Below are 24,126 nucleotides of genomic sequence, written 5' to 3'. Positions count from 1 at the left end.
GAGCCGGGCGCCTGACCTTCAAGCGAAAACACCGATAAACGGTATGAAGGAGACGCATCATGGCTCTCGGTATTAATACAAACGTTGCTTCTTTGAGTGCTCAGAATGAGCTGAATAGCTCGTCCAATCTTCAGAACCAGGCTCTTGAGCGGCTGTCCTCAGGTTTGCGGATTAATTCGGCCAAGGACGATGCGGCGGGGCTGGCGATTTCCACACGCTTCCAGTCACAGATTTCTGGTCTCAATGTTGCGCAGCGTAATGCTAATGATGGTATTTCGCTTGCGCAAACTGCTGAAGGCGCGCTCGAGGAGACGGTTAACTCTCTGCAGCGCGTTCGTGATTTGTCGCTGCAGGCAGCGAACGGTACGAACTCCGCTTCAGATCGAGCTTCTCTCCAGGAAGAGGTCGACCAATTAGTGTCGGAAATTGATCGTATCGCTACAACTACTCAGTTCAACGGTCAAAACATCTTGGATGGCAGTTTTGAAAGCGAGCAATTTCAGGTTGGAGCGAACGCTAATCAAACAATTTCTGTGTCCATCGGCGATGCGCAATCCAGTGCTTTGGGTGCAAACGCAACTTTCGATTCTACTGGTTCAACGCTTTCTGACGGTGTAGCTGCTGGTAATATTGGTAACGGGAGCCTTGATCTTGAAATAAACGGCACTACCATCAGTACAGAGTCAGACGGCGTGTCAACCGACGGTGATACGGGGTCAGCGCTCGCTTTCGCGAATGCCATCAACTCAGTAGCTGGCACTACAGGAGTCACAGCTGAAGCGAACGCGACTGAAACTAACTTGGGCGCTATTAGTGCAGAGGCCTCGGGTATTTCTCCAGGTGAATTTACGATCAATGGCGTAGACATTACCACTTCGGAGGTAACTAATGGTGATACCAGTGGGTCTCTGAGAGACGCGATTAATACTGTTAGTAATCAGACCGGTGTTGAAGCCTCACTCAATGATTCTAGTGAACTGGTTCTGACTGCTGAGGACGGCAGGAACATACAGTTTGGTGGCACCGGTGCTACCTCGGATATTTTTGGTAGCGGTGATATCGATGCTTCGGGTGCAATGGATATTGTAGTCACAGGCACGGTGTCTCTTGATAGTGATGAGTCTTTTTCGATTACCGCAACTCAAGCTGCTGCTGGCACTGAAGGTCAGGGGTTCACCACTGGTACTCAGGAAGTCAACACATCCAATTCGGTAAAAAACCTCGATATTTCGTCAGTGGCCGGGGCAAATGATGCGATCACGAACATTGACCGCGCTATAGATACGGTAAATTCGCTTCGAGGAACTTTGGGTGCTACTCAGAACCGGTTCGAATCCACCATTTCGAATCTGGCGACTACTTCAGAAAACCTGAGCGCCGCCAACAGCCGAATCCTGGATGCTGACTTCGCCGCCGAAACGGCGAAGCTCCAGAAGTCTCAGGTACTGCAGCAGGCCGGTATCTCGGTTCTGGCGCAGGCAAACGCCCAGCCGCAGCAGGTACTGTCCCTCCTGCAGTAAGGGACCCTTCGGTAACAGCCGGCTTCTCTCTTTAACGAGGGGAGCCGGCTGAACGCCGTTTGAGATAAGTGGGGTGAGTCATGTCTGACGTAAACCTGAACAGCCCGGATCTGAAGCTGGTCCAGAACAATGGTCCGGTTCCGGCTAGGGCCAATGCGTCACCTCTGACAGCCGAAGGTCAGAAGACCTCTGCTCCAACCGCCACGTCGGCCGGTTCGACCTCTCAGCCGGTTTCTCCCCAGTCTTCCGAGGCTGCGCCCTCCAAAGCCGAGCGTCTCAATCAGAAGAACGAGAAACAGGAAGAGGCCCTGAACGAAGCGGTTACGCAGTTGAACGACTTTGTTCAGACTGTGCAGCGCGATCTGGAATTTGAAGTGGACCGGGAATCCGGCGAGACCGTTGTGAAGGTCATCGACCAGGAAACCGACGAAGTGGTCCGGCAGATTCCGGATGAGTTGGCGATGAGGTTGGCAGAATCTTTGCAGCAGGATGAACCGCTGACGTTGTTGGACATCAAAGTCTGATCGTTTTGCCGGTTCGGCTTTGGTGATAGGCGTCAGCACCGCCGTGTCCCGTGAGGGCCGGCGGTGTTTTTCGTTCTCTCCGCGGAAACCGCGGAATGACGTGGAAAAGAGGATGTGGCCACGGAAAGACACGGAAGAACACGGAAAGCGCCCTGCGGGCGAAAACGAAGTGGCAAGTTACAAGAGGGTGTATCCCGCAACCTGAGGATGATCACTTCTTGCTTCTTGCTTCTTGCTTCTTGCTTCTTGCTACTTTTTGTCCGTGCTTTCTGTGTTTTTCCGTGGCTAAAAGATCTTTTTTCAGTGGCGTTGATGGTTAAAAAGTAATCAGCTCGCGTTAGACTGGTAGTAACGCGTTGTTACAAAACTGTCGGAGGAAGGGGCAAAGGTTTGCCGCTTTTTGCCGATAACCGGACATAGAAAGAACAATCGTCCTCCTGGGGAGGAAGTGATTATGGCAGGCATATCATCACTGGGCGTTGGGTCCGGTGTTCTCAATTCGGACCTGGTGGATCAGCTGGTTGCGGCAGAGCGTAAGCCTGTTGAAACCCGACTGACCCAGGAAACCAAGCGGACGGAAGCGCTGATTTCGGCCTACGGCAAGATTCGGAGTGCCGTGACCGATGTGCGTCTGCCGATGCGTCAGCTGGGCTCGCCGGATGCGCTCCAGTCGTTTTCCGCGTCGTCTTCCGGGGACAATGTTCAGGTGTCTGTCGACAGCGCGAAAGCGTCCCGGGGCAATTACAATCTCGACGTGACTCAGCTTGCCTCCGGACAATCACTGGCGTCGGGCTCTTTCGTGGACCGGGATTCCACGACTCTGGGGCAGGGGACGCTGAACATCTCCGTTGGTGACAAGACAACCAACGTCACGATCGACAGCAGCAACAACACGCTGCAGGGCATTGCGAATGCGATCAATGATGCGGACGCCGGGGTGTCTGCTGGGGTGATTGACACTGGCGATGGCTACCGACTCGTCATGTCCTCGGACGACACGGGGACGGCCAACGCGGCGAAGATCTCCGTTACGGATACCGGCGATGGCAACAACACCGATGCCAGTGGTCTGTCCCGGTTCGCGTTCAACGACACGACCCAGAATCTTGAAGAAACCGTCACGGCCAAAGACGCGAAGATGTCGGTCAATGGCATCGAAGTCACCCGCTCGACGAATACCGTCGAAGGGGTGGTGGATGGCCTGTCGTTTACGCTGAACGACACGGGTCAGTCTCAAGTCGAGGTGAGTCAGGATACGCAGGCTGTTGCGGACAAGGTCCAGGCGTTTGTCGACAAGTTCAACACGCTGAAAAGCACCATCAGTGAACTGACATCCTTCAGCCCGGAGGCCGGGGGGAGTCTTCTGACCGGCGATTCCACCGTCCGCAACATTGAGAATCAGCTCAGTCGCCAACTGACATCGGTCGTGCCGGGGCTGGAAGACGCGAACGTGCGCAGCCTGGCGGACGTGGGCATTACGACGAATTTTCAGACGGGCCAGCTGAATTTTGATGCTCAGAAATTTCAGGAACAGCTCAAGGCCAACCCCGACGACGTGACGGCCCTCTTTGCCGAACAGGGCCGGACTACGGATTCCCAGGTGGAATTCGTGCGCAGTGGCACCGATACCCAGCCGGGCGAGTACGACATTAACCTCACCCAGACGGCGGAGCAGGGTGGGTTCCTGGCGAGTAGTACGACGCCCGCGAGCGTGACGGTCGACGCGGACAACGACGAACTGACCTTTCAGGTGGATGGCGATACGACCGCGAGTATTCAGTTGACGGCCGGCAGCTATACCCGTGACGAGTTGGCGAGTGAGATCCAGTCCCAGCTGAATGGCAGCTCGGCGCTGTCGTCGGCGGACAAGGCGGTGTCGGTCTCCGTTGATGGTTCCGGGGCACTGCAGTTCAATTCGACGGCGTTTGGCAGTGATTCGAATGTCAGTATCACGTCGGTGGACACCAATACGGCAGCGGATCTGGGGCTGTCAACGCAGTCTGGTACGGCCGGTCAGGATGTGGCCGGGACCATCAACGGTCGAACGGCGCAGGGGGACGGGCAGGTCCTGTTCCTGGACGGCGATGCGGGTGAGGCCGGCGGCCTTCAGGTCCGTATCACGGGCGGTAGCACAGGGAGTCGTGGGTCCATCCAGTTCATTGAAGGGGTGAGTGAACGGACGGTCGATACGATTTCCAATATCGTCGGTCTCGACGGTGCCCTGCGTACCAAGACGGACTCGCTGAATCGCGAGTTGGAAAACATCTCGGACGAGCAGCAGCAGCTGAATGATCGCATCCAGTCATACCGCGAACGCCTGGTGAGTCAGTTCTCGGCGGCGGATGCCCGGATCTCGCAGTTCAACAGCACGCAGCAGTTTCTGACGCAACAACTCGCCACGCTTGGTGGTGGCAACAGTGGAGGCGGCGGCGGTAACTGATCCGTCGCCCGCTTACTCCGGTAATCAAAGAGGTCAACTATGAACGGTCTGAAACAGTACCAACAGGTCAACACCCAGACCAGCATCACGGATGCGGACCCCCACAAGCTCATCCAGCTGCTGTACAACGGCGCGCTGGAACGCATCAACATGGCCAAGGCGCGGATGCAGGCGAACGACTACGCGGGCAAGGGTCAGTTGATCAACAAGGCGACTGAAATCATCGGTGGGCTGCGCAGCTTCCTGGACTTCGAGCAGGGCGGTGAACTGGCGGCCCGGCTGGAGGCCCTCTATGATTATATGGAGCGGGCCTTGTTCGAAGCGAACCGATACAACGATGTGCAGAAGCTTGACGAAGTGGCGGAACTGCTCAGAACCGTCAAAGATGGCTGGGACGGCATCCGCGACGAAGTCGTGGAGAAGCAGCAAGCCGCCGTCTGAGCCGGGAGGGGCCGCCTTCCCGGCGATTGTGAGAGGGAAGGGGCATCTCGGTTGTTGTTCAGCGATGTAAGAAATGCGTTGGCATGCTGGCTGTGGTTGCTGGTTTTCATCGCAGGCGCCAGCCCTGCAGCAATGGCCGCTGAGAATGATGGTTCTGAGGCGGCGGTGTTTGCCATTACGGAGGTCTGGCCATGGGGGTATGAGAATGCCAAAGGCCGGATCGAAGGTACCCTCGTGACGCTGACAAAGGCGTTGGAAGCCGAATCCGGCATCTCCGTTGAAGTGACACTCCGCCCCCACCGGCGGGTGATGCGCGAACTGGCGTCTGGTCAGGCCGATTTTGTCTATCTTTTTCAGAACCCCGCCGCTGATCCGATTGGTGTTGATCTTGGCCCCATTGTCACCACGCGGATCTTTCTCGTCGGGCGCCCGGAGCGCGAGACGGCACTGACCATTGAAGGACTGGCCAATCAGTCGGTGGCTTACACGAGAGGTACGTACTACGGTGAGCCGTTCCGGCTGGCGACCGATATTCACAAAGTCCCCGTCGATGATTTGGAGCAGGGTATCAAAATGCTCGATCTTGAACGCGTGGATGCCGTCCTTGCCAGCGATCAGTTACTCTTCAACACGATGCAGAAAGCGGGCTGGGCGTTGGGGGATTTCCAGTTGAGTGTCATTTCACATGGACAGACGGGGCGTCTGTACATGTCCCGCAACGCAGAACACCCTGAGTATGAAAACCGGATGCGCGAGGCTCTGAAAACATTGCGTCGTGAGGGGCGGCTGAGGGATATCTTCAGAGTGACGGCGTATGAGCGGTCGTCGTCTGACGCCATGGCCTTCTGGTATGGGCAGCCGATCGCCTCGGAATGACGCCGCGTTGCGAGGGCCTCAACGCACCCGACTGAGTTGTTCAATATGGGCCCCGGCGCATTCGGCGAGCGCCTCAAGGTCGTATCCCCCTTCCAGCGTCGCCACCAGACGGTTCCCGGCATGCTCGGCGGCAACGCGCAGCAGCAGGCTGGTGAGCCAGCGGTAATCGTCCACGGTCAGGGACAGTTCGGCGAGAGGGTCTGACTGGTGGGCGTCAAATCCGGCCGAGATCAGCACCAGCTGGGGCTGGAAGTCGTTCAGAGCGGTCAACCACCGCTGTTCCACCTGCTCACGATAGTCGGCGGCGGTTGTGCCCGCGGAAATGGGCACATTGACAATATTCTCCGCAACGGCTCCAGCGTGGGAATGGGGGTAGAACGGATGTTGAAAGCTCGAGCACATGAGAATGCGTTCGTCCCCCTGAACGGCATCGACGGTGCCATTGCCCTGATGGACATCGAAATCGACGATGGCAATTCGCTGCAGACCGTGAAACCCCAGTGCATGGCGGGCGGCGATCGCAATGTTGTTGTAGAAGCAGAACCCCATCGACCGGGTCCGCTCGGCATGATGCCCGGGGGGGCGCGCCGCAACGAACGCATTGGTCGCCTGCCCGGACAGGACCATGTCGACGGCTTCCACATTGGCACCGGCCGCCAGACGGGCGGCGCGAAGGGTGTGCGGTGTCATGGCGGTATCCGGATCGGTGAACACCCGCCCCTGCGTGGGCGCCATCATATCGAGCTGATGAAGATAGCTCTCCGGATGCACCAGCCGGAGCTGATCGCGCGTCGCTTCCTCCGGCCGTACCCAGTCGAGCGTCTCATTCAACCCCAGGTCGGCCAGGTGGGCGATAATCGCACGCAGACGCTCCGGGCTTTCCGGATGCCCGGCGCCCATGTCGTGCTTTTCGAAATCATCGTGATGGAAGAATGCTGTGCTCATCCCCGCAGTTTAGCAGCGATGGGCCAGCGCGGGGATAGGGGGTGACTTTGGTCGTAGATATCTTGGGTTGGCCACGGAAGGGCCCTGTTCGCCGCGGAAACCGCGGAAGGGCACGGGAAATTGAAAAAAGAGGGCAGCCAAAAAACGGCCTTTCTCTTTACAATCAGCGTGTCCTGCTCATTTTTTCTGTCTTTCTTTCGCGCCCGCAGGGCGCTTCCGTGCTTTCTGTGTCCTTCCGCGGTTTCCGCGGCGAATAGGGGCGGTTCCCATTCCCTCTGCGCTGACCTACCATGATTCCCATACTGGCAACGGAGACGTGCCGTGAGCACCCGCTATCTGGAAAGCCTGTTCAATCCCGAATCGATCGTTGTGGTCGGGGCGTCGGAGCGTGCGACCAACCTGGGTGGGATGGTGCTGCGAAACCTGATGGCGGGCGGGTTTCCGGGGCAGCTTCAGGTGGTCAACCGGAATGACTATGACAACGTCCATGGCATTCCCTGTGTCCGGAAAGTCTCCCGCATGCCGACCCGTCCGGATCTGGCCATCATCTGCACGCCCCCGGACACGGTGCCAAAAACGGTCCGAAAACTGGGTGAGGCGGGGGTACGCACGGCCATCGTCATGACCGGTGGCCTCTCTCGCGCTCACAGCAAGAAGGGCCAGCCGTTGATGTACTCGGTGCGGGATGCCGCCCGGGAAACGGGGATTCGTATTCTTGGTCCGAACACGATTGGCCTGATGGTACCGGCCCGCCAGCTGAACGCGACCTACGCGCACATGGGAGCGATGCCGGGCAAAGTGGCGTTTGTCGGGCAGTCCGGCTCGGTGGCCAGTTCCATTATCGACTGGGCGTTTGCCCGGGGGGTTGGTTTTTCCCATTTCCTGACGCTTGGCGACGGTATGGGGATCGGTCACGACGACCTGATTGACTACCTCGCTCAGGATCCGCGCTGCCGGGCGATTCTGCTGCATCTGGAGAGCATCCCCCAGCCGCGGCGATTCATGTCCGCCGTGCGGGTGGCGTCCCGGACCAAGCCCGTCATTGCGGTGAAAAGCGGTCGGGTGCCCGAGTCCGAATGGATGCCTGTCACGTTGCCGGCCGGAGTGACGCGGACGGATCCGATCTACGATGCGGTTCTCAAGCGCGCCGGTGTGCTGCGGGTCGACGGGTTATCGCAGATGTTCGATGCGCTGGAGACGCTGACCCGGATGCGTCCGGTCCGTCGCGAGGGGTTGGTTGTCATGGCCAACGGGGTGGGTCCCGGCGTGCTCGCGGTTGACCGGCTGAAGGCGCTGGATGGCGAGCTGGCATCGTTGTCAGGTCGCACCATTGAGGCTTTGGCGGCGCATTTGCCCTCGTACTGGACCCGTAAGAATCCCATCGACCTGAACTACGATGCCTCGCCGACGCTGTATGCCGAGGCGATCCGGATTCTGGCGGCGGACCCGGAGGTGTCCAATGTGCTGGTCATGTACTCTCCGAGCCTGACGGAAGACAGTCTCCAGATCGCTGATGCGGTCATGCAGGCAAGCAAAGGCACCCGGCTGAATGTGTTTACCTGCTGGCTGGGGCACGCCACGGTGCTCGACGCCCGGGAGGCGTTCTACGAGGCGAGCATTCCATCGTTTTTCTCCCCGGAAAAAGCGGTCAAGGCGTTCATGCAGCATGTGCATCATCAGCGGGTGCAACGCCTGCTTCGGGAGACGCCGGAATCGTTTCTGGATCATTTCGAAGACCGTGCGGACGCCCGTGCCATTGTGGCTCTCGCTGACCGGGAAGGGCGCAACCACCTGTCCAACAGTGAAGCGAGGGCGGTGATCGAGGACTACGACATCCAGTCCGTCCATACCGTCTACTGCGACGACGTCGATGAGGTGGTGGAGGCGTACGCTGTCGAGCGCAGCCCCATCAACATTACGCTCATTCATGAGCACGCCTGCCACCCGTTCCTGGAGGGGCGCAGTGGCCTCGGCCGCTATAAGAGCACGGTTGAGGCCGTCAATGGAGAGGGTGCGATCATTGAGGCGTGCGACGAACTCATGGCCGATTACCGGGAGAACTACCCACAGAGTGGCTTTCTCGGCTTTGCGATCCAGCGCAGCCATAGTCATGTCGAAGGCATTGAGTTCAGCGTCGGGATCACGCGGGATCCGGTGTTCGGGCCGCTGGTGGTCTGTGGAGCGGCCGGGGCCAGTGTCAACGTGATGAGCGACCGTCAGATCGCGTTGCCACCGCTCAACATGGTGCTCGCCCGTGAGCTCCTTCAGCGGACCTACATGTATCGCCTGCTCAGGGAGTACAGCGAGTCGCCCGAAGAGCACACGCGCGCGATCTGTGAAACGCTGGTGACCCTGTCACAGATCGTGATCGACATCCCGCGGATTCGCGGCATTGAGGTTCAGCCACTGCTGTTTGATATCGATCATGCCGTGGCGGTGGACGTTGCGATTGACCTGGCGGCTGAGCCGGCAAAACCCATTATCCAGCCGTATCCCCGTGAGCTGGAGGAGTGGGTCGTGCTGCCCCGTTCCGGGCGTCGGGTGATCGTCCGACCGGTGCTGGCCGAAGATGAGCCGAGCCACCTGGATTTCCATGAGCGCCAGTCACCGGAATCCATCCGTTACCGGTTCTTCCAGTTCCGCAAGCACTTCTCCCACGAGGACGTTGCCCAGATGGTCCAGATCGACTATGACCGGGAGATGGTCTTCATCGCCAACGCCGAGAAAGAAGACGGCACCGGCGAAGAAACCCTTGGTACTGTGCGGACCTGGACCGACGCTGACAACCTCCAGTGTGAGTTCGCGGTCATGGTTCGGGATGATCTGAAGGGTGAGGGGCTCGGCTACACGCTGATGCGCAAGATGATCGACTACTGCCGGGCCCGGGGGACGGTGGAAATGGTGGGCGACGTCCTCCCCGACAACCGCCCCATGCTCGATCTTGCCCGTGAACTGGGCTTCGAGATCCGCTTTAACGTCGAGGAAGAGGTCATGGACCTGCGGCTGGCGCTGAACGAACCGGAGACCGACTGGCAGCGGGAGCGGTTGGAGTAGGTTCGCCGTGGAATCCACGGAAGGACACGGAAAACTGAAAAGAAGAACCATCAAAAAGCGGAGGCTCTTTTTGTCACCCACTCGTTTTGTCGATTTTTCTGTCTTCTTCCGCGCCCGCAGGGCGCTTTCAGTGCTTTCCGTGTTCTTCCGTGGCAATCACTCAGTTTCTTTTCTTTTTTGATTCCGCGTCCTTCCGCGGTTTCCGCGGCGAACCGCCTTACGCCGCGTCCACAATCGCGGACCGGTCTTCGCCCCCCATCGCTTCCAGCAGCGTCGGGATAAGTCGCGCCAGTTCCAGGGTCATCAGGTTGAACGCCGCATCGAACCGCGCGTGATCGTCATCGGTGTCGATGTCGTCCAGCTTCTCCTGAAGCGTGTCGCCGAATTTGAGCCGCTTCAGCGCCAGGTCTTCGTCCAGCACGAAGGTCAGAGCGTCTTCCCAGCCCAGAGCCAGCTTCGTGACCTGCATGCCGGCCTCCAGGTGATTCCGGATCTCGTCGCCGCGCAGATCCAGCCCCTTGCAGCGTACGACGCCGCCTTCCTCGCTGGTATCCTTGAGTTCACATTCCGTCCCCAGGGAGAACGCGCCGGGCAGATCGATGGATTCGTTCAGCCATCCGGAGAAGGTGAACGCCGGCGCTTGCTCGACCGCCGGAGGGCGCACAGGCAGTGAGCCGATCGCCCGGCGCAGTTCGCTGGCCAGCTCTTCGGCCTGCTTGTCCGAGCTGGCGTCGACAATCAGAAACCCGTCTTTTGGCGCCAGGTAGGCAAAGGTCCGGCGGGATTTTGTGAAGGCGCGGGGGAGCAACTCCTGGGTCAGCTGATCCTTGAGTTCCTGTTTTTCCTTGCGGGCCACTTTCCGGACCTGTTCAGTCTCAATCTGCTCAACCTGCTCGTCCACGGCTTCGCGGACCACAGTCGCGGGAAGCACCCGCTCTTCACGACGCAGGGCGATCAGATGGTAGCCCCCGGCGCTGTGTACGCGCTGCTGCCCTTTGCGGCCCAAGGGTGACACCCAGCCCTGGCGGAATGCTTCCTGTGGTCCACAGGGCTTGAAAGCCGCCGCTTCGAGCTTCTGCTCGAGCTCTTCCGGGTCAATGTCGAAAGGTTTGGTAAAACGAAACAAACGCGCGTTCTTGAACCACATGGGGGGAAAGGGTCCTTCTAAATGAAAATCGGTGAAAAGCGTTGTTTTAGCCACGGAAAGACACGAAAAGCACGGAAAAGAGAGAGCCCCGTAGGTTGGGCTGACGGAGGAAGCCCAACAAGCGATTAACCCGCCTTCCGACCTGTTGGGCTTCCTGCGTCAGCCCAACCTACTCGCTTTCAAACCTCTCGGTTTCGCCCGAAGGGCGTTTCCGTGCTTTCTGTGTCTTTCCGTGGCGAATAACAACAACCGCTCCGCGTGCCGGATGACGTCACCCGATCCCGATCACCTCAACCAGAATGGTCTTGATCACGAATCCGACGACGCCGGCGCCGAGAACGATGAAGAGGGCAATCGTACCAAATCGACCGGCCTGTGACTTCTTTGCCAGGTCCCAGACGATGAACCCCATGTAGCCGATCAGTGCGGTGAGCAGAACGACGAGGGCGATCTTGGAGAAAAGCGCTTCACTCACAGGTTGGTGTCCTCAAGCCGGTTTCTCGTCACGCAGGAAGACCCATTGGTCTCCTTTCGAATGCTCCGGGCTGAAGTAATAACCGGCCACATCGAAGTGCTTGAGATCTTCCGCGTTGGTGATGCGGTTTCGAATGGCGTAGGCGGCCATCAGCCCCCGGGCTTTCTTGGCGTAAAAGCTGATCATCTTGTACTGGCCGTTCTTCCAATCCTTGAATTGCGGGGTGATCACTCGCCCCTTGAGCGCTTTCTTCTGGATGCTCTTGAAGTACTCATTGGAAGCCAGATTCACCAGTACATCGTCGTCGCCGTCCAGCTTCTCGTTCAGGGCCTGGGTAATCCGCTCGCCCCAGAAGGCATAGAGGTCCTTCCCGCGCCTGTTCTCGAATTTCGTGCCCATTTCGAGCCGGTAGGGTTGCATCAGGTCCAGCGGGCGCAGCACACCGTAAAGACCGGACAGGATGTAGAGATGCTCCTGTGCAAACTCAAAATCGTCGTCTGTGAACGACGACGCATTCAGCCCGGTGTAGACATCTCCATTGAACGCCAGCGCGGCAGGACGGGCGTTGTCCGGTGTAAAGGGCGTGTGCCACTCCTGATAGCGCTGGGCGTTGAGTTGCCCAAGCTTATCGCTGATGCCCATCAGATTGCTGACTTGGTGAGGTTCCAGCCCCTTGAGTTGATCGATCAGCTCCCGCGCGTCTTCCAGAAACGCCGGCTGGGAATAGGCCGATGTGGGAAGCGGGCTCTCGTAGTCCAGATTTTTGGCGGGGGAAACGACCATCAGCATGTCAGCACCTCGGAGCGTCTGATTGAGTTGCGATAGATTTTACGGTTGGGGTTTCTGTTTTTCAATAATAAAGAACTATTAAGTCGCAAGTCGCAACTTCCTGCCTTACGGTCGAAATACCTCAATGTCGAGCCCGTCGATGAAGCGATAATGCCTGTCGTTGGCTGTCAGAAGAGCGTCACCCGTGGAAATGGCGGTGGAAGCGATCAAGGCATCGGCGAGTGCCATGCTATGACTCAGCGCATAGCGCTCGACCAGAAACATGGCCCGGTTGGAAATGCCGGTGTCCATTGTTTCGATGTGTGCATTCCAGAAGCGCAGGGTACGGCGAATCAACTGGCTTTCCCGCTGGTTTTTCGCTCCCTGTAGCAGTTCCATGTATGTTACTGCGGAGATGGCAAACCCGGGTTCACTGTCCAGCCGGTCTGCTGCTGGCTCGTTCCCCCGGAAACTCCAGATCAGAACATCCGTGTCGACTAGCATTCGTCAAATTGCCTTCCCTTTCTGAGTGCGCGCACCTGATCATCCACGGTTTTCAGGTCGTCAGACCACATCCCGAAGCCAGGATTTCTCTTCTTCGGTTCTGATTCCGTTTGAGTTGTCAGCGGCACCAGCCGGGCTGTGGGTTTTCCACGAAGAGTGATGACGATCTCCTCACCCCGGTGAGTGGCCGCCAGCAGTTCCCGGGTGTGCAGGCGTAGGTCTTTGGTGGTTGCTTCCATCATTGAGTCCTTTAAGTTACACGGAAAAGTGTAACCTGAGAGCCGGTGCGTTGTTAACCAATGTATGCATGATGGCTTTGTAGCCGATGTCTCCGACTTCGGAGTCGCCCGTCAGGGCGACCGGATAGATCTACGACAGTCACTTGGCATGGGTCAATGTCGGAGCGAGCTTGCTCGCGACCGGCCGAGCGGTAAGCGCCTCAATCAGTCGCTTTCCTGCATGGGTTGAGCGGCCTTCGGAGGGTCGGCAGCCTGCTAAGAGTCGGAGACATCGGCGACAGGTACGGATTCCAACCGCTTTAAAACGCTCAGACCTTAAAACCGTCCTATCTACCGTCCGATGAACTGCAACAATTGCTCCTGCGTGAACGGCCAGTCCAGCTCCTCATCGGTATCCAGTCGGCGCAGAACGGGAATCCGCTCACCATACGTCTCCACCAGACGGGCATCCTGCGCGATATCGACGGCGTCGACCGGCACCGGCGGGTCCATCGGCGTCTGCATCATCAGATTCTCTGCCAGCTCACAGAGGTGGCAGTGAGTGGTGGTGTAGAACAGGAATTGGGGATCGGCCATGGTTCAGTCTCTGGGAGTGTTTAAAGCGATTTGTAGCCACGGAAACCACGGAAAGACACTGAAATGGCTTTGCCGCGGAATCCGCTGAAGAACGCGGAAGCGCCTTTCGGGGGCAGTGCACACTTTTGACTTGTGACCTGTCACTTCCTGCTTTTTTTGCCCGAAGGGCGTTTCCGTGCTTTCTGTGTCTTTCCGTGGCCAATCACCATTTCCGCGTCCTTCCGCGGTTTCCGCGGCGAATCGGTTATTTCTTCGGTTGCGCGTCGAACTGCTGGCCGGTCTGTCCTTCGCTGTCTTTCCCCATCAGGTACAGGTACAGCGGCATGATGTCTTCCGGCGCCGTCACGGATTGGGGGTCCTCCGCCGGGTAGGCGTGGGCGCGCATGTTGGTGCGTGTGGCGCCCGGGTTCAGTGTGTTGACGCGGATGTTGTTGCGCTCGTCGTCCAGTTCGTCGGCCAGTAACTGGCTGAGCCCTTCGGTGGCGAACTTCGAGACGGCATAGGCGCCCCAGTAGGCCCTGGCTTTGCGCCCGACGCTCGAGCTGGTGAAAATCACGGAGGCCGTGCCGGACTTGCGCAGGGCAGGGATCAGGGCACGCGTGAGCAGGAAGGGGGCATTGGCGTTGACGTGCATGACATGGTTCCACGTCTCCGGGTCATACAGCTCAACCGGCGTCCGGTCACCCAGCATGCTGGCGTTGTGCAGCAGACCATCCAGCCGACCGAACGATTCCTCCACCTGCATCGCCAGGTCTTCGTATTCCTTGACCGCGGCGCCATCCAGGTTCATCGGCACGATCGCCGGTTGTGGGTGCCCGGCGGCTTCAATCTCATCGTAGACGCTCTCGAGCTTGCTCACCGTCCGCCCCAGCAGGATCACCGTCGCCCCATGCGCCGCGTAGGTTTTCGCCGCGCACCGGCCAATCCCGTCACCCGCGCCGGTCACCAGGATAATGCGGTCTCTGAGAAGGTCGGCGGGGGCCTGGTAGTCATGCATGACGTTGGTCCTCGGTGTGGTGTTAAACGATTCGTGATTTTACGTTTCGCCGCGGAAAGCGCGGAAGGGCGCGGAAACGCCCTTCGGGCGAAACCAAGAGGTTTGAAAGTTTTAAAGTCAGAAGGTTTTAAAGTTCTCGTTGCCTGAGCCTCGGGCATTTGCCCGCCTTAAAACTTCCAGACTTTAAAACCTTAAAACCGTTCTTTTTCCGTGGTTTCCGCGGCGAAATAGTTAACCCTGTTCCAACCATGCCAACAGCTCACGCGCCGAATCAATCGTCACGTCGGCTTCCCATGAGGGCACATCGGCCGGTTCGGCGATGTAGCCGTAGCGGGCGGCGATGGTGGTCATGCCGGCGCGTCGGCCCGATTCAATGTCCCGTTGATGGTCTCCGACGTAGACACCGCCTTCGGGATTGGCCTTGGCCAGGTGGGCGCCGAGCAGGAGTGGTTCCGGGTGCGGTTTGCGGTAGTCTACATCGTCCGGGCAGACCACGGCATCGCAGCGTTCGGCCAGATCCAGTGCGGCCAGCAGTGGCACCGTGAAGCGTCGTGGCTTGTTGGTGACGATGCCCCAGGGGACGCCCTGGACTTCCAGCCACTGGAGCACCTTGTCCATTCCTGGAAACAGCCGGGTTTCAACGGCGATTTCCGATTCGTAGAGATCGAGGAACTCCGCGTGTCGGTCGAAATAGTCGTCGTCCTCCGGCAACAGGTCAAAACCGACGCGGATCATCGCTTTGGCGCCATCGGACACATGCCGCCGTATCCGCTGATGTGGCAGGCTTGGAAGGTTGTAGCGCGCACGGATCATATTGAGGCATCGGATGAAGTCCGGTGCCGTGTCAATCAGTGTGCCATCCAGATCAAACAGAGCAACGCTGGGGCGACTCAACCCGACGCCTCCCCATGGTCAGCCACCGTGGCGTGCATCAGGTAGTTCACGTCCACATCCCGCCCCAGTTTGTAGTGCCGTGTGATCGGATTGTAGGTCATGCCCGTCAGGTCCTGAACGTCGAGTCCGGCCTGGCGGAGATACGCGGACATCTCGGACGGGCGGATGAACCGGCGCCACTCGTGGGTTCCGCGCGGCAGCATGTTCATCACATACTCGGCGCCGACAATCGCAAACAGAAACGATTTTGGATTGCGGTTGATGGTGGAGACGAACAGGTGGCCGCCGGGTTTCAGAAGCCGCGCGCAGGACTGCAGAACCGACCCGGGTTCCGGCACGTGTTCAAGCATTTCCAGGCAGGTCACTACGTCGTACTGGCCGGCATGATCCGGGTCGTCAGCGAGTTCTTCCACCGTTGTCTGGCGGTAGTCCACCTGAACGCCGGATTCCAGACCATGCAGCCGGGCCACGGAAAGGGGCGCCTCGCCCATGTCGATACCGGTGACCTGTGCGCCCCGTTGCGCCATGCCTTCGGACAGCAGACCGCCGCCACATCCGACATCGACCGCTCGTTTTCCGGGCAGCCCCGCGCGACCGTCGATGTAGTTGAGTCGTAACGGGTTGATGTCGTGGAGTGGCTTGAACTCGCCTTCCGGGTCCCACCAGCGACTGGCGAGTGCCTCGAACTTGGCAATTTCCTGTGGATCGACGTTCTGGGTGGTCATGGCGGTTCCGTTCAGGTGTTGTTCCGGTGCTGACGAATCCGGTCGGACCAGTCCCGGACCCGGAGCATCAGGTCGTTCATGTCGATTCGGGTCAGGCGGCCATCCTGAACCTGGGGAATGCCGCCGATCCAGCTGTGACTGAGCTGTCGTGCGTGCAGGCTGTAGATCAGGTGCGAGGCTGGATCGTACACCGGCTGGGCGAAGGGATCGCCCAGGTCGACGGCAATCACGTCAGCCTGTTTGCCGACTTCCAGGGAGCCAATCTCGTGATCCCGACCCAGTGCCCGTGCGCCATTGATGGTGCCCATGGCGAGCGCCTGATGGGCCGACAGGGCAGCGGCATTGCCGGAGACCGCTTTGGCCAGCATGGCCGCTGAGCTCAGTTCGCCAAACAGGTCGTGGTCGTTATTGCTGGCGGCGCCGTCGGTGCCGATAGCGACGTTGATGTCCTGCGACTGGAGTTGATGGACCGGGCAGAACCCGGACGCCAGTTTCAGGTTGGATTCCGGGCAGTGGATGACGTGGGCGCCGGTACGCTCCAGCAGGGCGAGGTCCGTCTTATCCACCTGTGTCATGTGGACGCACTGGGTGGTGTCGGTCAGCAGGCCGAAGCTCGCCAGTCGCTCGGAGGGCCGGACGCCGGTTTGCTCGAGGGCGTCACGGATCTCGCCAGCCGTCTCGTGAAGGTGGACCTGTACGGGCACATTCCGGGATTCGGACAGACGCGCGATGTCCTGAAGCGGACCGTCCGATACGGTGTAGGGCGCGTGGGGGCCGAGGGCCACTCGAATGTAGTCGTCATCCGGCCACCGACGGATCAGATCATCGCCTTTGCGAAGGTATTCCTCCGGGCCACTGCCCCAGGGCGTCGGAAAATCGATGACTGGAACACACACCTGGGCGCGCATGCCCGTGTCCCGGGCGCTTTCCGCTACCACTTCCGGGAAGAAGTACATATCGGAGAAGCAGGTCGTGCCGGTGCGCAGCATTTCCGCCATGGCGAGCGTCGTGCCATCACCGATGAAATCCGCAGAAATGAACGCGCCTTCGGCAGGCCAGATGTGTTCCTGTAGCCAGGTCATCAGCGGCAGGTCGTCGGCCAGTCCGCGGAACAGGGACATGGCGGCATGGCCGTGAGCATTCACTAGTCCGGGCAGCAGGACATGGTCGCCCAGATTCAGTGTTTCACGCGCGCGGTAATGACGGTCGGCCTCGGACTGGGGCACGATGGCTTCGATCCGGTCGCCGAGAATCAGCAGGGCGTGGTGCTCCAGAACCTGGTGTTCCGGCACAACGGGAATGACCCAGCGTGCGTTGATGCGGGTGTCTACAGCGATGATGGTGTCTGCAGCCATGTGACTCCCTGTTCGGTGACAATCACGTCCACCAGGTCGGCCGGTGTAACGTCAAAAACCGGATTGTAAACGCTGATGCCATCGGGGGCGATGGGCAGTCCCTGGATCATACGTAGTTCGTCCGCCCCTCGTTCTTCAATAGGGATGTCGTCGCCGGATGACAGGGAGCGGTCCACGGTGCTGGAAGGCGCCACGACCATGACGCGTACGCCGTGATGGCGGGCCAGAACCGCGAGCCCGTAGGTGCCGATCTTGTTGGCGACGTCACCATTGGCGGTAATGCGATCGGCGCCCACGATGACCCAGCGGACGTCGCCACGCCGAAGAATCTGCGCAGCGGCCCCGTCCGTGTTCAGGGTGACAGGAATGCCTTCCTGCTGAAGTTCCCAGGCGGTGAGTCGGCTGCCCTGAAGCCAGGGCCGGGTTTCGTCGGCGTAGACCCGCGTCAGCCTGCCCTGGTGCCAGAGGTGGCGGATCACCCCGAGCGCTGTGCCATAACCACCTGTGGCAAGAGAGCCGGTGTTGCAGTGGGTCAGTACCGCGAACGGCCCGTGATCCATGATGCTCAGGGCATGCTCGGCCATGCGGTGATTGGCGGCGACGTCCTCGTCGTGGATGGCACGGGCTTCGAGGTCCAGCCGACGAATGGCCTCGCGGGCGTCATCCGCGTCGTTGAGAACGGACTGGAGGCGTTGCAGGGCCCAGGACAGGTTGACCGCGGTTGGACGGGCCTCGGCGAGCGTGCGGGCGGCGTCCTGGGTCATCCCGCGCCAGTCATTGTACCGTGCGGCCTGGCGCGCTGCCAGAACCAGCCCGTAGGCGGCGCAGATACCAATCGCCGGGGCTCCGCGCACCACCATGTCGCGAATGGCGCTGGCAACGCCGTCGGCATCCGTATAGGTCAGCCAGACCTCCCGCTCCGGCAGCAGGCGCTGATCCAGCAGCGCCAGATGGTCCCCGTGCCAGAGCAGGGCGGTCGTCGATGGTTCCTGGTTTCCAGTCATAGGGTGTTACGCCGTGTTGGTCAGGGCCAGTGTAGCCGAACACGAAGAGGGTTTGGCAAAAGCAATGTTCGGCGACGGTGAAGGCATCAAAACCTCTCGCGTCCTTCAATACACAAACGGCGCATCCTGCAACGCCTCAATCACGGATCGGTCGGTCTCCAGTGTTTTGGCCGCCTTGACGCGAAGAGCGCGCTTGCGCGGCTGAATGGTCTCTTTCCAGGCCGACAGCAGTTCGGACTTCTCCACCGAGCGGACCGCGTCGATCAGTTGCTCACGACTATCGAAGCCGGTTTCGCCCCGGTCGATCTCACGCCAGTATCGTTCGGACCGTTCAGAGAGCTGACGGTCTTTTTCCCTGAGCCGACTGATCACCGCATTCTTTTCCCGGCTCACGTCCTTTTCCGAGAAACCCACCAGAGTGGACGTGAAGTCGCTGAGGAATTCGTTGACCGCCTGATCTATCGCTTCAGGCGTTGCTGACGGCGACTGGATGAGCATACCCAGTCCCGGCGTCTCGAGGATCTCCCAGGACGATGCCGACACAATGTAGCCGAGCTGCTGGTCCGTTCTGAGGCTCTGGTAGAACGGGCTCCCCACCATCTGGGCCAGGACGCGGTATCGTGCACGCACTGGATAGGCCGTCGACTGTCCCTGCAGATATAGCGCATAGCCAACATCCGGGTGCCCGACGTTCAGTGACACGTTGCTGAGCCCCTTCGGCAACGCATGGATACCGCCCCTGGGGACATCAACCCGTTCGCTGTCCCCGAGTAGAAGGGCCCGGGCCTGGCCGTGAAGGTTGAGGGCGGCTGCCTTGCTGATGTTGCCATGGGCGAGCATGACCGGGTCCAGGCGTCTGAGATACTCGCTGGCATAGGAGCGAAGGTCGTCGGCCGTCAGCGATTGGGCGGCCTCCAGGCGGGACTGGATGGACCAGACACCATCAATCAGGGCTTCCTGCATGGCCCGGGAGGCCTGCTGCACGGGCTTTTGCCGTCGCTGGTTCCTGAGGCTGTCGATCAGCGCCTTTCGGTTTACCTCGAATCGGTCCTTTTGGACAGAGGGTGAAGCGAGGTTGCTGAGAATGCGACGCAACAGAACATGCAGTTTGTCGTTGTAGCCTCCCACACGGATGGTGATACCGCGGAGATGGCTGTAGACGGAATAGTCGAGCCCGGCCAGTCGTGCAGGGTAGGCGTAGGCGTTGATCCGGTCCTGAATGTTTTCAACCAGCAGATCGGTGAGCACGGCATTGCGTGCCGTGTTCCGCACCAGTGGCGAACGCAGGCTGAGGTAGACGCTGGCCCGGGGCACGTCGAAACTGGTGTCACGGGCATACCAGAGGGTCGTGGGGCCGTCCGTCGTCAGGGGCTCGGGATGGTCCATCGTGGCGCCATCGACCAGGGACAGATCCTCCGGAATAAATGGATTGGGCGCGGGTAAAGCCAGTTGACTGGCCAGTGCCTGGCTGGCTTGCCCCGTCACATCGCCGGGCTCGAGTGTCGTGAATTGATAGGGCGTGCGATACCACTGGGTTGTCGTTGTATCATCCGGCAACGCTGTGGGGCTGAGGACCGCAATGAGGATGTTGTCCGGTGTGAGGTGACTGAGTACATGGCGGTATTTTTCCGGCGTGTACTGCTCCTGCATCCACGGTGCCTGAAGGACGTCCTCCGCAGCCACGTCGTGAAGCCGCATGGCCAGGTGGGTGACCTGCTGTCGAGGGTCCGGCTTGTCCCGGAACCGGAAGCTGATCTCATTGAGCTGTTTCAGTTCGCGGAAGTAGCGCTCCTGAATCCCGCTCTGACGAATCTGGCGGATGGCATCAAAGGTGAGGTCCACGATGCGCTGGCGCCTCTGAACGCCCTGGGGCGTCAAACCGATGGTGATCTCAAAGGTGGTTTCCGCCCCCAGATCCTGCCCGAGCCCTGCCGACAGGCTCTCCGCGAGGTTCGCCTCACGGAGCACGTTCAACAGGCTTCCGGGGCCTTCGTGGCCCAGTAGGTTGGCAATATAGCTGGCCGGCTTGTCAGCGTACTCGGCTTCCAGCGACGGCATGGGAAACGCCAGTGTGAGCCGGCGTACTTCCTTCTCCGCCTGAACTGTCAGTTCCGCCGGCAATGTGCCCGGCTCAAATAGCGGTGCGTCGTGGCGGGCCTTGGTGAGCTCCCGGTTTTTAATCGTCGAGAATCGCGGCCTGACCATGGCGGCGAGTTCGTCAAGAGACTGCTGACCGTAGACGACAAGCGTCATCAGGTTGGCCGAATAATGGTTCTCCCAGAACTCGATCAGCTCATCACGGAGGTTGGTCTCTTCGTTGCTGACCAGCGTCTTTTTATTGCCAACGGCAAATTGGCTGAAAGCGTGTGCCGGATTGGTCACGGCTTTGCGGGCGGATTGGAACCGCCGCGAATCGCTTTTGAGTCCGGAGGAATACTCGGAATGAACGGCCTTTTTCTCCCGCTCGACAAGGTCGTTGTTGAACAGAGGGGCCGTGAACTGCTGAGCAAACCGGTCGAGCGCCGGTTCCAGAGAGTCGGGCTGGATATCGAAGAAGTAGTTGGTGTCCTGAAACGCCGTGAAGGCATTGTGACTGCCGCCGTGACTGCTGATGAACTGCTGGTATTCGCCGGGGTCCGGGTACTTCTCGGTCCCGAGAAAGAGCATGTGTTCCAGAAAATGGGCGAGCCCGGCCCGATCGACGGGGTCATCACCGCTGCCGACCTCGATGTCCAGGGCGGCCGCCGCCTTGTCGGTATCCGGGTCGGAGATCAGCAACACGTCAAGCCCGTTTTCGAGGGTCAGGGCCCGATAGCGGTTGTCATCGTTGGGGCTCTTGATCGGTGTGGTTGCGCCCACGGCCTGGGAGATCGCAAGCCCAAGGCAAAGCACTGCGACCAGCGGGAACAACCGGAATCTAAGAGAGGGATCTCGCAGCACGAACGGCTCCTTGTTGTCGGTTTATTGCAACGTCGTTCCAGGCGATGAACCGGATTGTGCCAGTGTCCTGGCAGCCAGGTCGGCCGCCGCCTGGGCATCGAGTTTACCGGTGGCAATCCGCTCCAGTACCGAGATCATGATGGCCTCGTTCTCCCGATAAGTCTGGAATTCGGCATTGAAGGCGTCGTCAATCGCATCGTAAACGGCCTGGATCTGGTCTTCGCGCCCGGCCCCAGGCTGGGCCGCGTCGTTGATCGCCCGCAGGCAGGCGCGGGCGATGGCGATGTAGCGGTCGGTGTTCGACATGGTGGCGCTCCCGCAAGTTCCCTGAAAAGAAGGTGGATTATGAACAGCGGATTGCCAGCGGGGCAAATTCCCCGCCGTGCACTGATCCATTTCTCTCAGCTTGTGCTAGCTTTGAAGACATGTCCCGCAGATCGCGTTTGGAGTAAATGCTCTAGATAAACCCATTCAAAACAAATGGTTACAAGAGTAAAGGCTCTAAAAAAGTGCGATACATGATGATGTGATCTGGTTACAATGCGACCGATTTCGCGAGTCCGGTGGTGTGATGCAGCGCTACTGGCGGAACGGGCAACAAACACAACAAAAGGAAGGACACCAATATGCATTACTTTCTGACGGGTGGCACCGGGTTTATCGGCCGGTTCTTTGTCGAGACGCTTCTCAAGCGTGGTGGTACGATCCACCTTCTGGTCCGGGAAGAGTCCCTGGACAAGCTGGCCTTGCTGCGTGAGCGCTGGGGCGCGTCTGAAGATCAGGTGAAGGCGGTCGTGGGGAATCTTGGCAAGCCGAATCTGGGCATCGCCGACAGCGACATGAACGCCCTGAAGGGTAACGTCGATCACTTCTTCCACCTGGCGGCGGTTTACGACATGGGCGCCGATGAGGCCAGCCAGCGCACGGCCAACATTGACGGCACCCATCATGCGATTGACGCGGCCGACGCCATGCAGGCCGGGTGCTTCCACCATGTGTCGTCCATTGCCGCGGCGGGCCTGTACAAGGGCACGTTCCGGGAAGACATGTTTGAGGAAGCGGGAAAGATGGATCACCCCTACCTGCGCACCAAGCATGATTCTGAACGGATTGTCCGCGAGAACTGTCAGGTACCGTTCCGGATCTATCGCCCGGGCATGGTGATTGGCCATTCCGAAACCGGGCAGATGGACAAGGTTGATGGCCCGTACTACTTCTTCAAGCTGATTCAGAAAATCCGTAATACCCTCCCGCAGTGGGTGCCGACCATTGGTGTCGAAGGCGGTCGGCTGAACATTGTGCCGGTCGACTTTGTCGTGAAGGCGCTGGACTACATCGCCCACACGCCGGGTGAGGACGGTAAGTGCTTCCATCTCGTGGACAGCGACCCGTACAAGGTCGGCGAGGTGCTCAATATTTTCTCCGAGGCCGGTCATGCGCCGCGCATGGCGATGCGGGTCGACAGCCGGATGTTCGGGTTCGTCCCGCCTTTTATCCGTCAGAGCCTGAAGAGCCTGCCACCGGTCAAGCGCCTGACCGGCGCGGTGCTGGACGACATGGGCATTCCACCGTCGGTCCTGTCATTCCTCAATTACCCGACCAAGTTCGATGCCCGAGAGACCGAGCGCGTGCTGGAAGGGTCCGGGATTGAGGTGCCGCGCCTGCCGGACTACGCGCCGGTGATCTGGGACTACTGGGAGCGTCATCTGGACCCGGACCTCTACAAGGACCGCACGCTCAAGGGCGCCGTTGAGGGGCGGGTCTGCGTGGTGACCGGGGCGACGTCAGGTATTGGTCTGGCGACGGCCACTAAGCTGGCGGAAGCCGGCGCGATACTGGTGATTGGTGCTCGCACGAAGGATAAGCTCGATGAAGTCAGCCAGCAGCTGGAAGGGCTGGGAGGTGATATTCACCCCTATCAGTGCGACTTCTCGGACATGGACGACTGCGACCGCTTCGTGAAGACCGTGCTGGACAACCACGGCCATGTGGATGTGCTGGTGAACAACGCCGGCCGCTCCATCCGTCGGTCATTGGATCTTTCGTTCGACCGCTTCCACGATTTCGAGCGGACCATGCAATTGAACTTTTTTGGCGCTGTCCGTCTCATCATGGGCTTTGCGCCCACCATGCTGGAGCGTCGTCGGGGGCACATCGTCAACATCTCCTCCATTGGTGTGTTGACCAATGCGCCGCGTTTCTCGGCGTATGTCTCATCCAAATCCGCCCTGGATGCCTACAGCCGCTGTGCGGCCTCGGAATGGTCCGACCGGAACGTGACCTTCACGACGATCAATATGCCGTTGGTGAAAACCCCGATGATCGCGCCGACGAAAATCTACGACTCGGTACCGACCCTGACACCCGAGGAGGCGGCCGACATGGTGGCCGACGCTATTGTCCACCGGCCGAAGCGGATTGCCACGCGACTGGGCACATTCGCCCAGGTCCTGCATGCGCTGGCACCAAAAATGGGCGAAATCATCATGAACACCGGTTACCGCATGTTCCCGGATTCCGCCGCCGCAACAGGCAAGAAATCCGGCGAAAAACCTCAGGTGTCCACCGAACAGGTGGCATTTGCCGCGATCATGCGTGGTATCTACTGGTAACGCCCTGCCGTGTGCCGAAGGCGGGCCGCTCGGGCCCGCTTTCGGCACGTTTCCTGCGTTATACGGACGAATCCTTACGGCGCCGCTGTT

General features: G+C 59.5%; 21 protein-coding genes. 7 read left to right on the top strand and 14 right to left on the bottom strand.

Going from position 1 to position 24,126, the window contains the following annotated elements:
• Positions 1 to 59: 59 nt before the first annotated feature.
• The 5 genes from C8D92_RS12080 (at position 60) to C8D92_RS12060 (ending at position 5,801) form a co-directional block, all read left to right on the top strand.
• Complete coding sequence (locus C8D92_RS12080; protein ID WP_116919487.1) at positions 60 to 1,520, top strand: flagellin N-terminal helical domain-containing protein; 1,461 nt, start codon at positions 60 to 62, stop codon at positions 1,518 to 1,520.
• Between the two features lie 80 nt (positions 1,521 to 1,600).
• A complete protein-coding gene (locus C8D92_RS12075; protein WP_095609574.1) occupies positions 1,601 to 2,044 on the top strand; it encodes a flagellar protein FlaG in 444 nt (147 codons plus the stop codon).
• Positions 2,045 to 2,498: 454 nt separating this feature from the next.
• On the top strand, positions 2,499 to 4,484 hold the full coding sequence (fliD, locus tag C8D92_RS12070) for a flagellar filament capping protein FliD (protein WP_116919486.1): 1,986 nt from the start codon (positions 2,499 to 2,501) through the stop codon (positions 4,482 to 4,484).
• 39 nt (positions 4,485 to 4,523) lie between these two features.
• A complete protein-coding gene (gene fliS, locus C8D92_RS12065; protein ID WP_095609572.1) occupies positions 4,524 to 4,925 on the top strand; it encodes a flagellar export chaperone FliS in 402 nt (133 codons plus the stop codon).
• A gap of 132 nt (positions 4,926 to 5,057) precedes the next feature.
• Complete coding sequence (locus C8D92_RS12060) at positions 5,058 to 5,801, top strand: substrate-binding periplasmic protein (RefSeq protein ID WP_116919485.1); 744 nt, start codon at positions 5,058 to 5,060, stop codon at positions 5,799 to 5,801.
• 18 nt (positions 5,802 to 5,819) lie between these two features.
• On the opposite strand, the gene C8D92_RS12055 is transcribed toward C8D92_RS12060, so the two are convergent.
• Positions 5,820 to 6,746 carry a histone deacetylase family protein gene (locus C8D92_RS12055; protein WP_116919484.1) on the bottom strand — a complete coding sequence of 309 codons (927 nt, stop codon included), beginning with the start codon at positions 6,744 to 6,746 and terminating at the stop codon, positions 5,820 to 5,822.
• A 321-nt stretch (positions 6,747 to 7,067) separates the two neighbouring features.
• Between C8D92_RS12055 and C8D92_RS12050 the strand changes: the two genes are divergently transcribed.
• The gene (locus C8D92_RS12050; RefSeq protein ID WP_116919483.1) at positions 7,068 to 9,800 is read left to right on the top strand and encodes a bifunctional acetate--CoA ligase family protein/GNAT family N-acetyltransferase; all 2,733 of its coding nucleotides are present in this window, start codon (positions 7,068 to 7,070) and stop codon (positions 9,798 to 9,800) included.
• Between the two features lie 217 nt (positions 9,801 to 10,017).
• Here the strand turns inward: C8D92_RS12050 and rdgC are convergent, their stop codons facing one another.
• The 13 genes from rdgC to C8D92_RS11985 all read right to left on the bottom strand — a co-directional run bounded on the left by rdgC (position 10,018) and on the right by C8D92_RS11985 (position 21,730).
• Positions 10,018 to 10,947 (bottom strand): recombination-associated protein RdgC, encoded by a 930-nt coding sequence (gene rdgC / locus C8D92_RS12045; RefSeq protein ID WP_116919482.1) that lies wholly within the window; start codon positions 10,945 to 10,947, stop codon positions 10,018 to 10,020.
• A gap of 271 nt (positions 10,948 to 11,218) precedes the next feature.
• The gene (locus C8D92_RS12040) at positions 11,219 to 11,422 is read right to left on the bottom strand and encodes a DUF2788 domain-containing protein (protein ID WP_095610316.1); all 204 of its coding nucleotides are present in this window, start codon (positions 11,420 to 11,422) and stop codon (positions 11,219 to 11,221) included.
• A 12-nt stretch (positions 11,423 to 11,434) separates the two neighbouring features.
• The gene (gene yaaA / locus C8D92_RS12035; protein WP_116919481.1) at positions 11,435 to 12,211 is read right to left on the bottom strand and encodes a peroxide stress protein YaaA; all 777 of its coding nucleotides are present in this window, start codon (positions 12,209 to 12,211) and stop codon (positions 11,435 to 11,437) included.
• Positions 12,212 to 12,316: 105 nt separating this feature from the next.
• Positions 12,317 to 12,694, bottom strand: a complete 378-nt coding sequence (locus tag C8D92_RS12030; protein WP_095610314.1) for a type II toxin-antitoxin system VapC family toxin — start codon at positions 12,692 to 12,694, stop codon at positions 12,317 to 12,319.
• The gene (locus C8D92_RS12025; RefSeq protein WP_207775168.1) at positions 12,688 to 12,936 is read right to left on the bottom strand and encodes a type II toxin-antitoxin system Phd/YefM family antitoxin; all 249 of its coding nucleotides are present in this window, start codon (positions 12,934 to 12,936) and stop codon (positions 12,688 to 12,690) included. Before C8D92_RS12025 ends, C8D92_RS12030 begins: the two co-directional genes overlap by 7 nt.
• A gap of 327 nt (positions 12,937 to 13,263) precedes the next feature.
• Complete coding sequence (locus tag C8D92_RS12020) at positions 13,264 to 13,509, bottom strand: glutaredoxin family protein (RefSeq protein ID WP_095610312.1); 246 nt, start codon at positions 13,507 to 13,509, stop codon at positions 13,264 to 13,266.
• Positions 13,510 to 13,753: 244 nt separating this feature from the next.
• Entirely contained in the window at positions 13,754 to 14,506 is a 753-nt protein-coding gene (locus C8D92_RS12015) for a YciK family oxidoreductase (RefSeq protein WP_095609485.1), read from the bottom strand.
• Positions 14,507 to 14,737: 231 nt separating this feature from the next.
• Positions 14,738 to 15,400 carry an HAD-IA family hydrolase gene (locus C8D92_RS12010; protein WP_116919480.1) on the bottom strand — a complete coding sequence of 221 codons (663 nt, stop codon included), beginning with the start codon at positions 15,398 to 15,400 and terminating at the stop codon, positions 14,738 to 14,740.
• On the bottom strand, positions 15,397 to 16,125 hold the full coding sequence (gene ubiG, locus C8D92_RS12005; RefSeq protein ID WP_116919479.1) for a bifunctional 2-polyprenyl-6-hydroxyphenol methylase/3-demethylubiquinol 3-O-methyltransferase UbiG: 729 nt from the start codon (positions 16,123 to 16,125) through the stop codon (positions 15,397 to 15,399). The genes C8D92_RS12010 and ubiG overlap by 4 nt, the downstream gene beginning before the upstream one ends.
• An 11-nt stretch (positions 16,126 to 16,136) precedes the next feature.
• Positions 16,137 to 17,480, bottom strand: coding sequence for a TRZ/ATZ family hydrolase (locus tag C8D92_RS12000; protein ID WP_116919478.1), 1,344 nt, complete (start codon positions 17,478 to 17,480; stop codon positions 16,137 to 16,139).
• Entirely contained in the window at positions 17,453 to 18,484 is a 1,032-nt protein-coding gene (gene mtnA / locus C8D92_RS11995) for an S-methyl-5-thioribose-1-phosphate isomerase (RefSeq protein ID WP_116919477.1), read from the bottom strand. Before mtnA ends, C8D92_RS12000 begins: the two co-directional genes overlap by 28 nt.
• A 105-nt stretch (positions 18,485 to 18,589) precedes the next feature.
• A complete protein-coding gene (locus C8D92_RS11990; protein ID WP_243402437.1) occupies positions 18,590 to 21,424 on the bottom strand; it encodes an insulinase family protein in 2,835 nt (944 codons plus the stop codon).
• 21 nt (positions 21,425 to 21,445) lie between these two features.
• Positions 21,446 to 21,730, bottom strand: a complete 285-nt coding sequence (locus tag C8D92_RS11985; RefSeq protein ID WP_095609490.1) for a hypothetical protein — start codon at positions 21,728 to 21,730, stop codon at positions 21,446 to 21,448.
• A gap of 320 nt (positions 21,731 to 22,050) precedes the next feature.
• Between C8D92_RS11985 and C8D92_RS11980 the strand changes: the two genes are divergently transcribed.
• Positions 22,051 to 24,036, top strand: a complete 1,986-nt coding sequence (locus tag C8D92_RS11980; protein ID WP_116919476.1) for an SDR family oxidoreductase — start codon at positions 22,051 to 22,053, stop codon at positions 24,034 to 24,036.
• Positions 24,037 to 24,126: the final 90 nt, after the last annotated feature.

Source organism: Tamilnaduibacter salinus, from assembly GCF_003096655.1.
Lineage (GTDB): Bacteria > Pseudomonadota > Gammaproteobacteria > Pseudomonadales > Oleiphilaceae > Tamilnaduibacter > Tamilnaduibacter salinus.
This window is presented reverse-complemented; position numbering and strand designations above follow the sequence as displayed.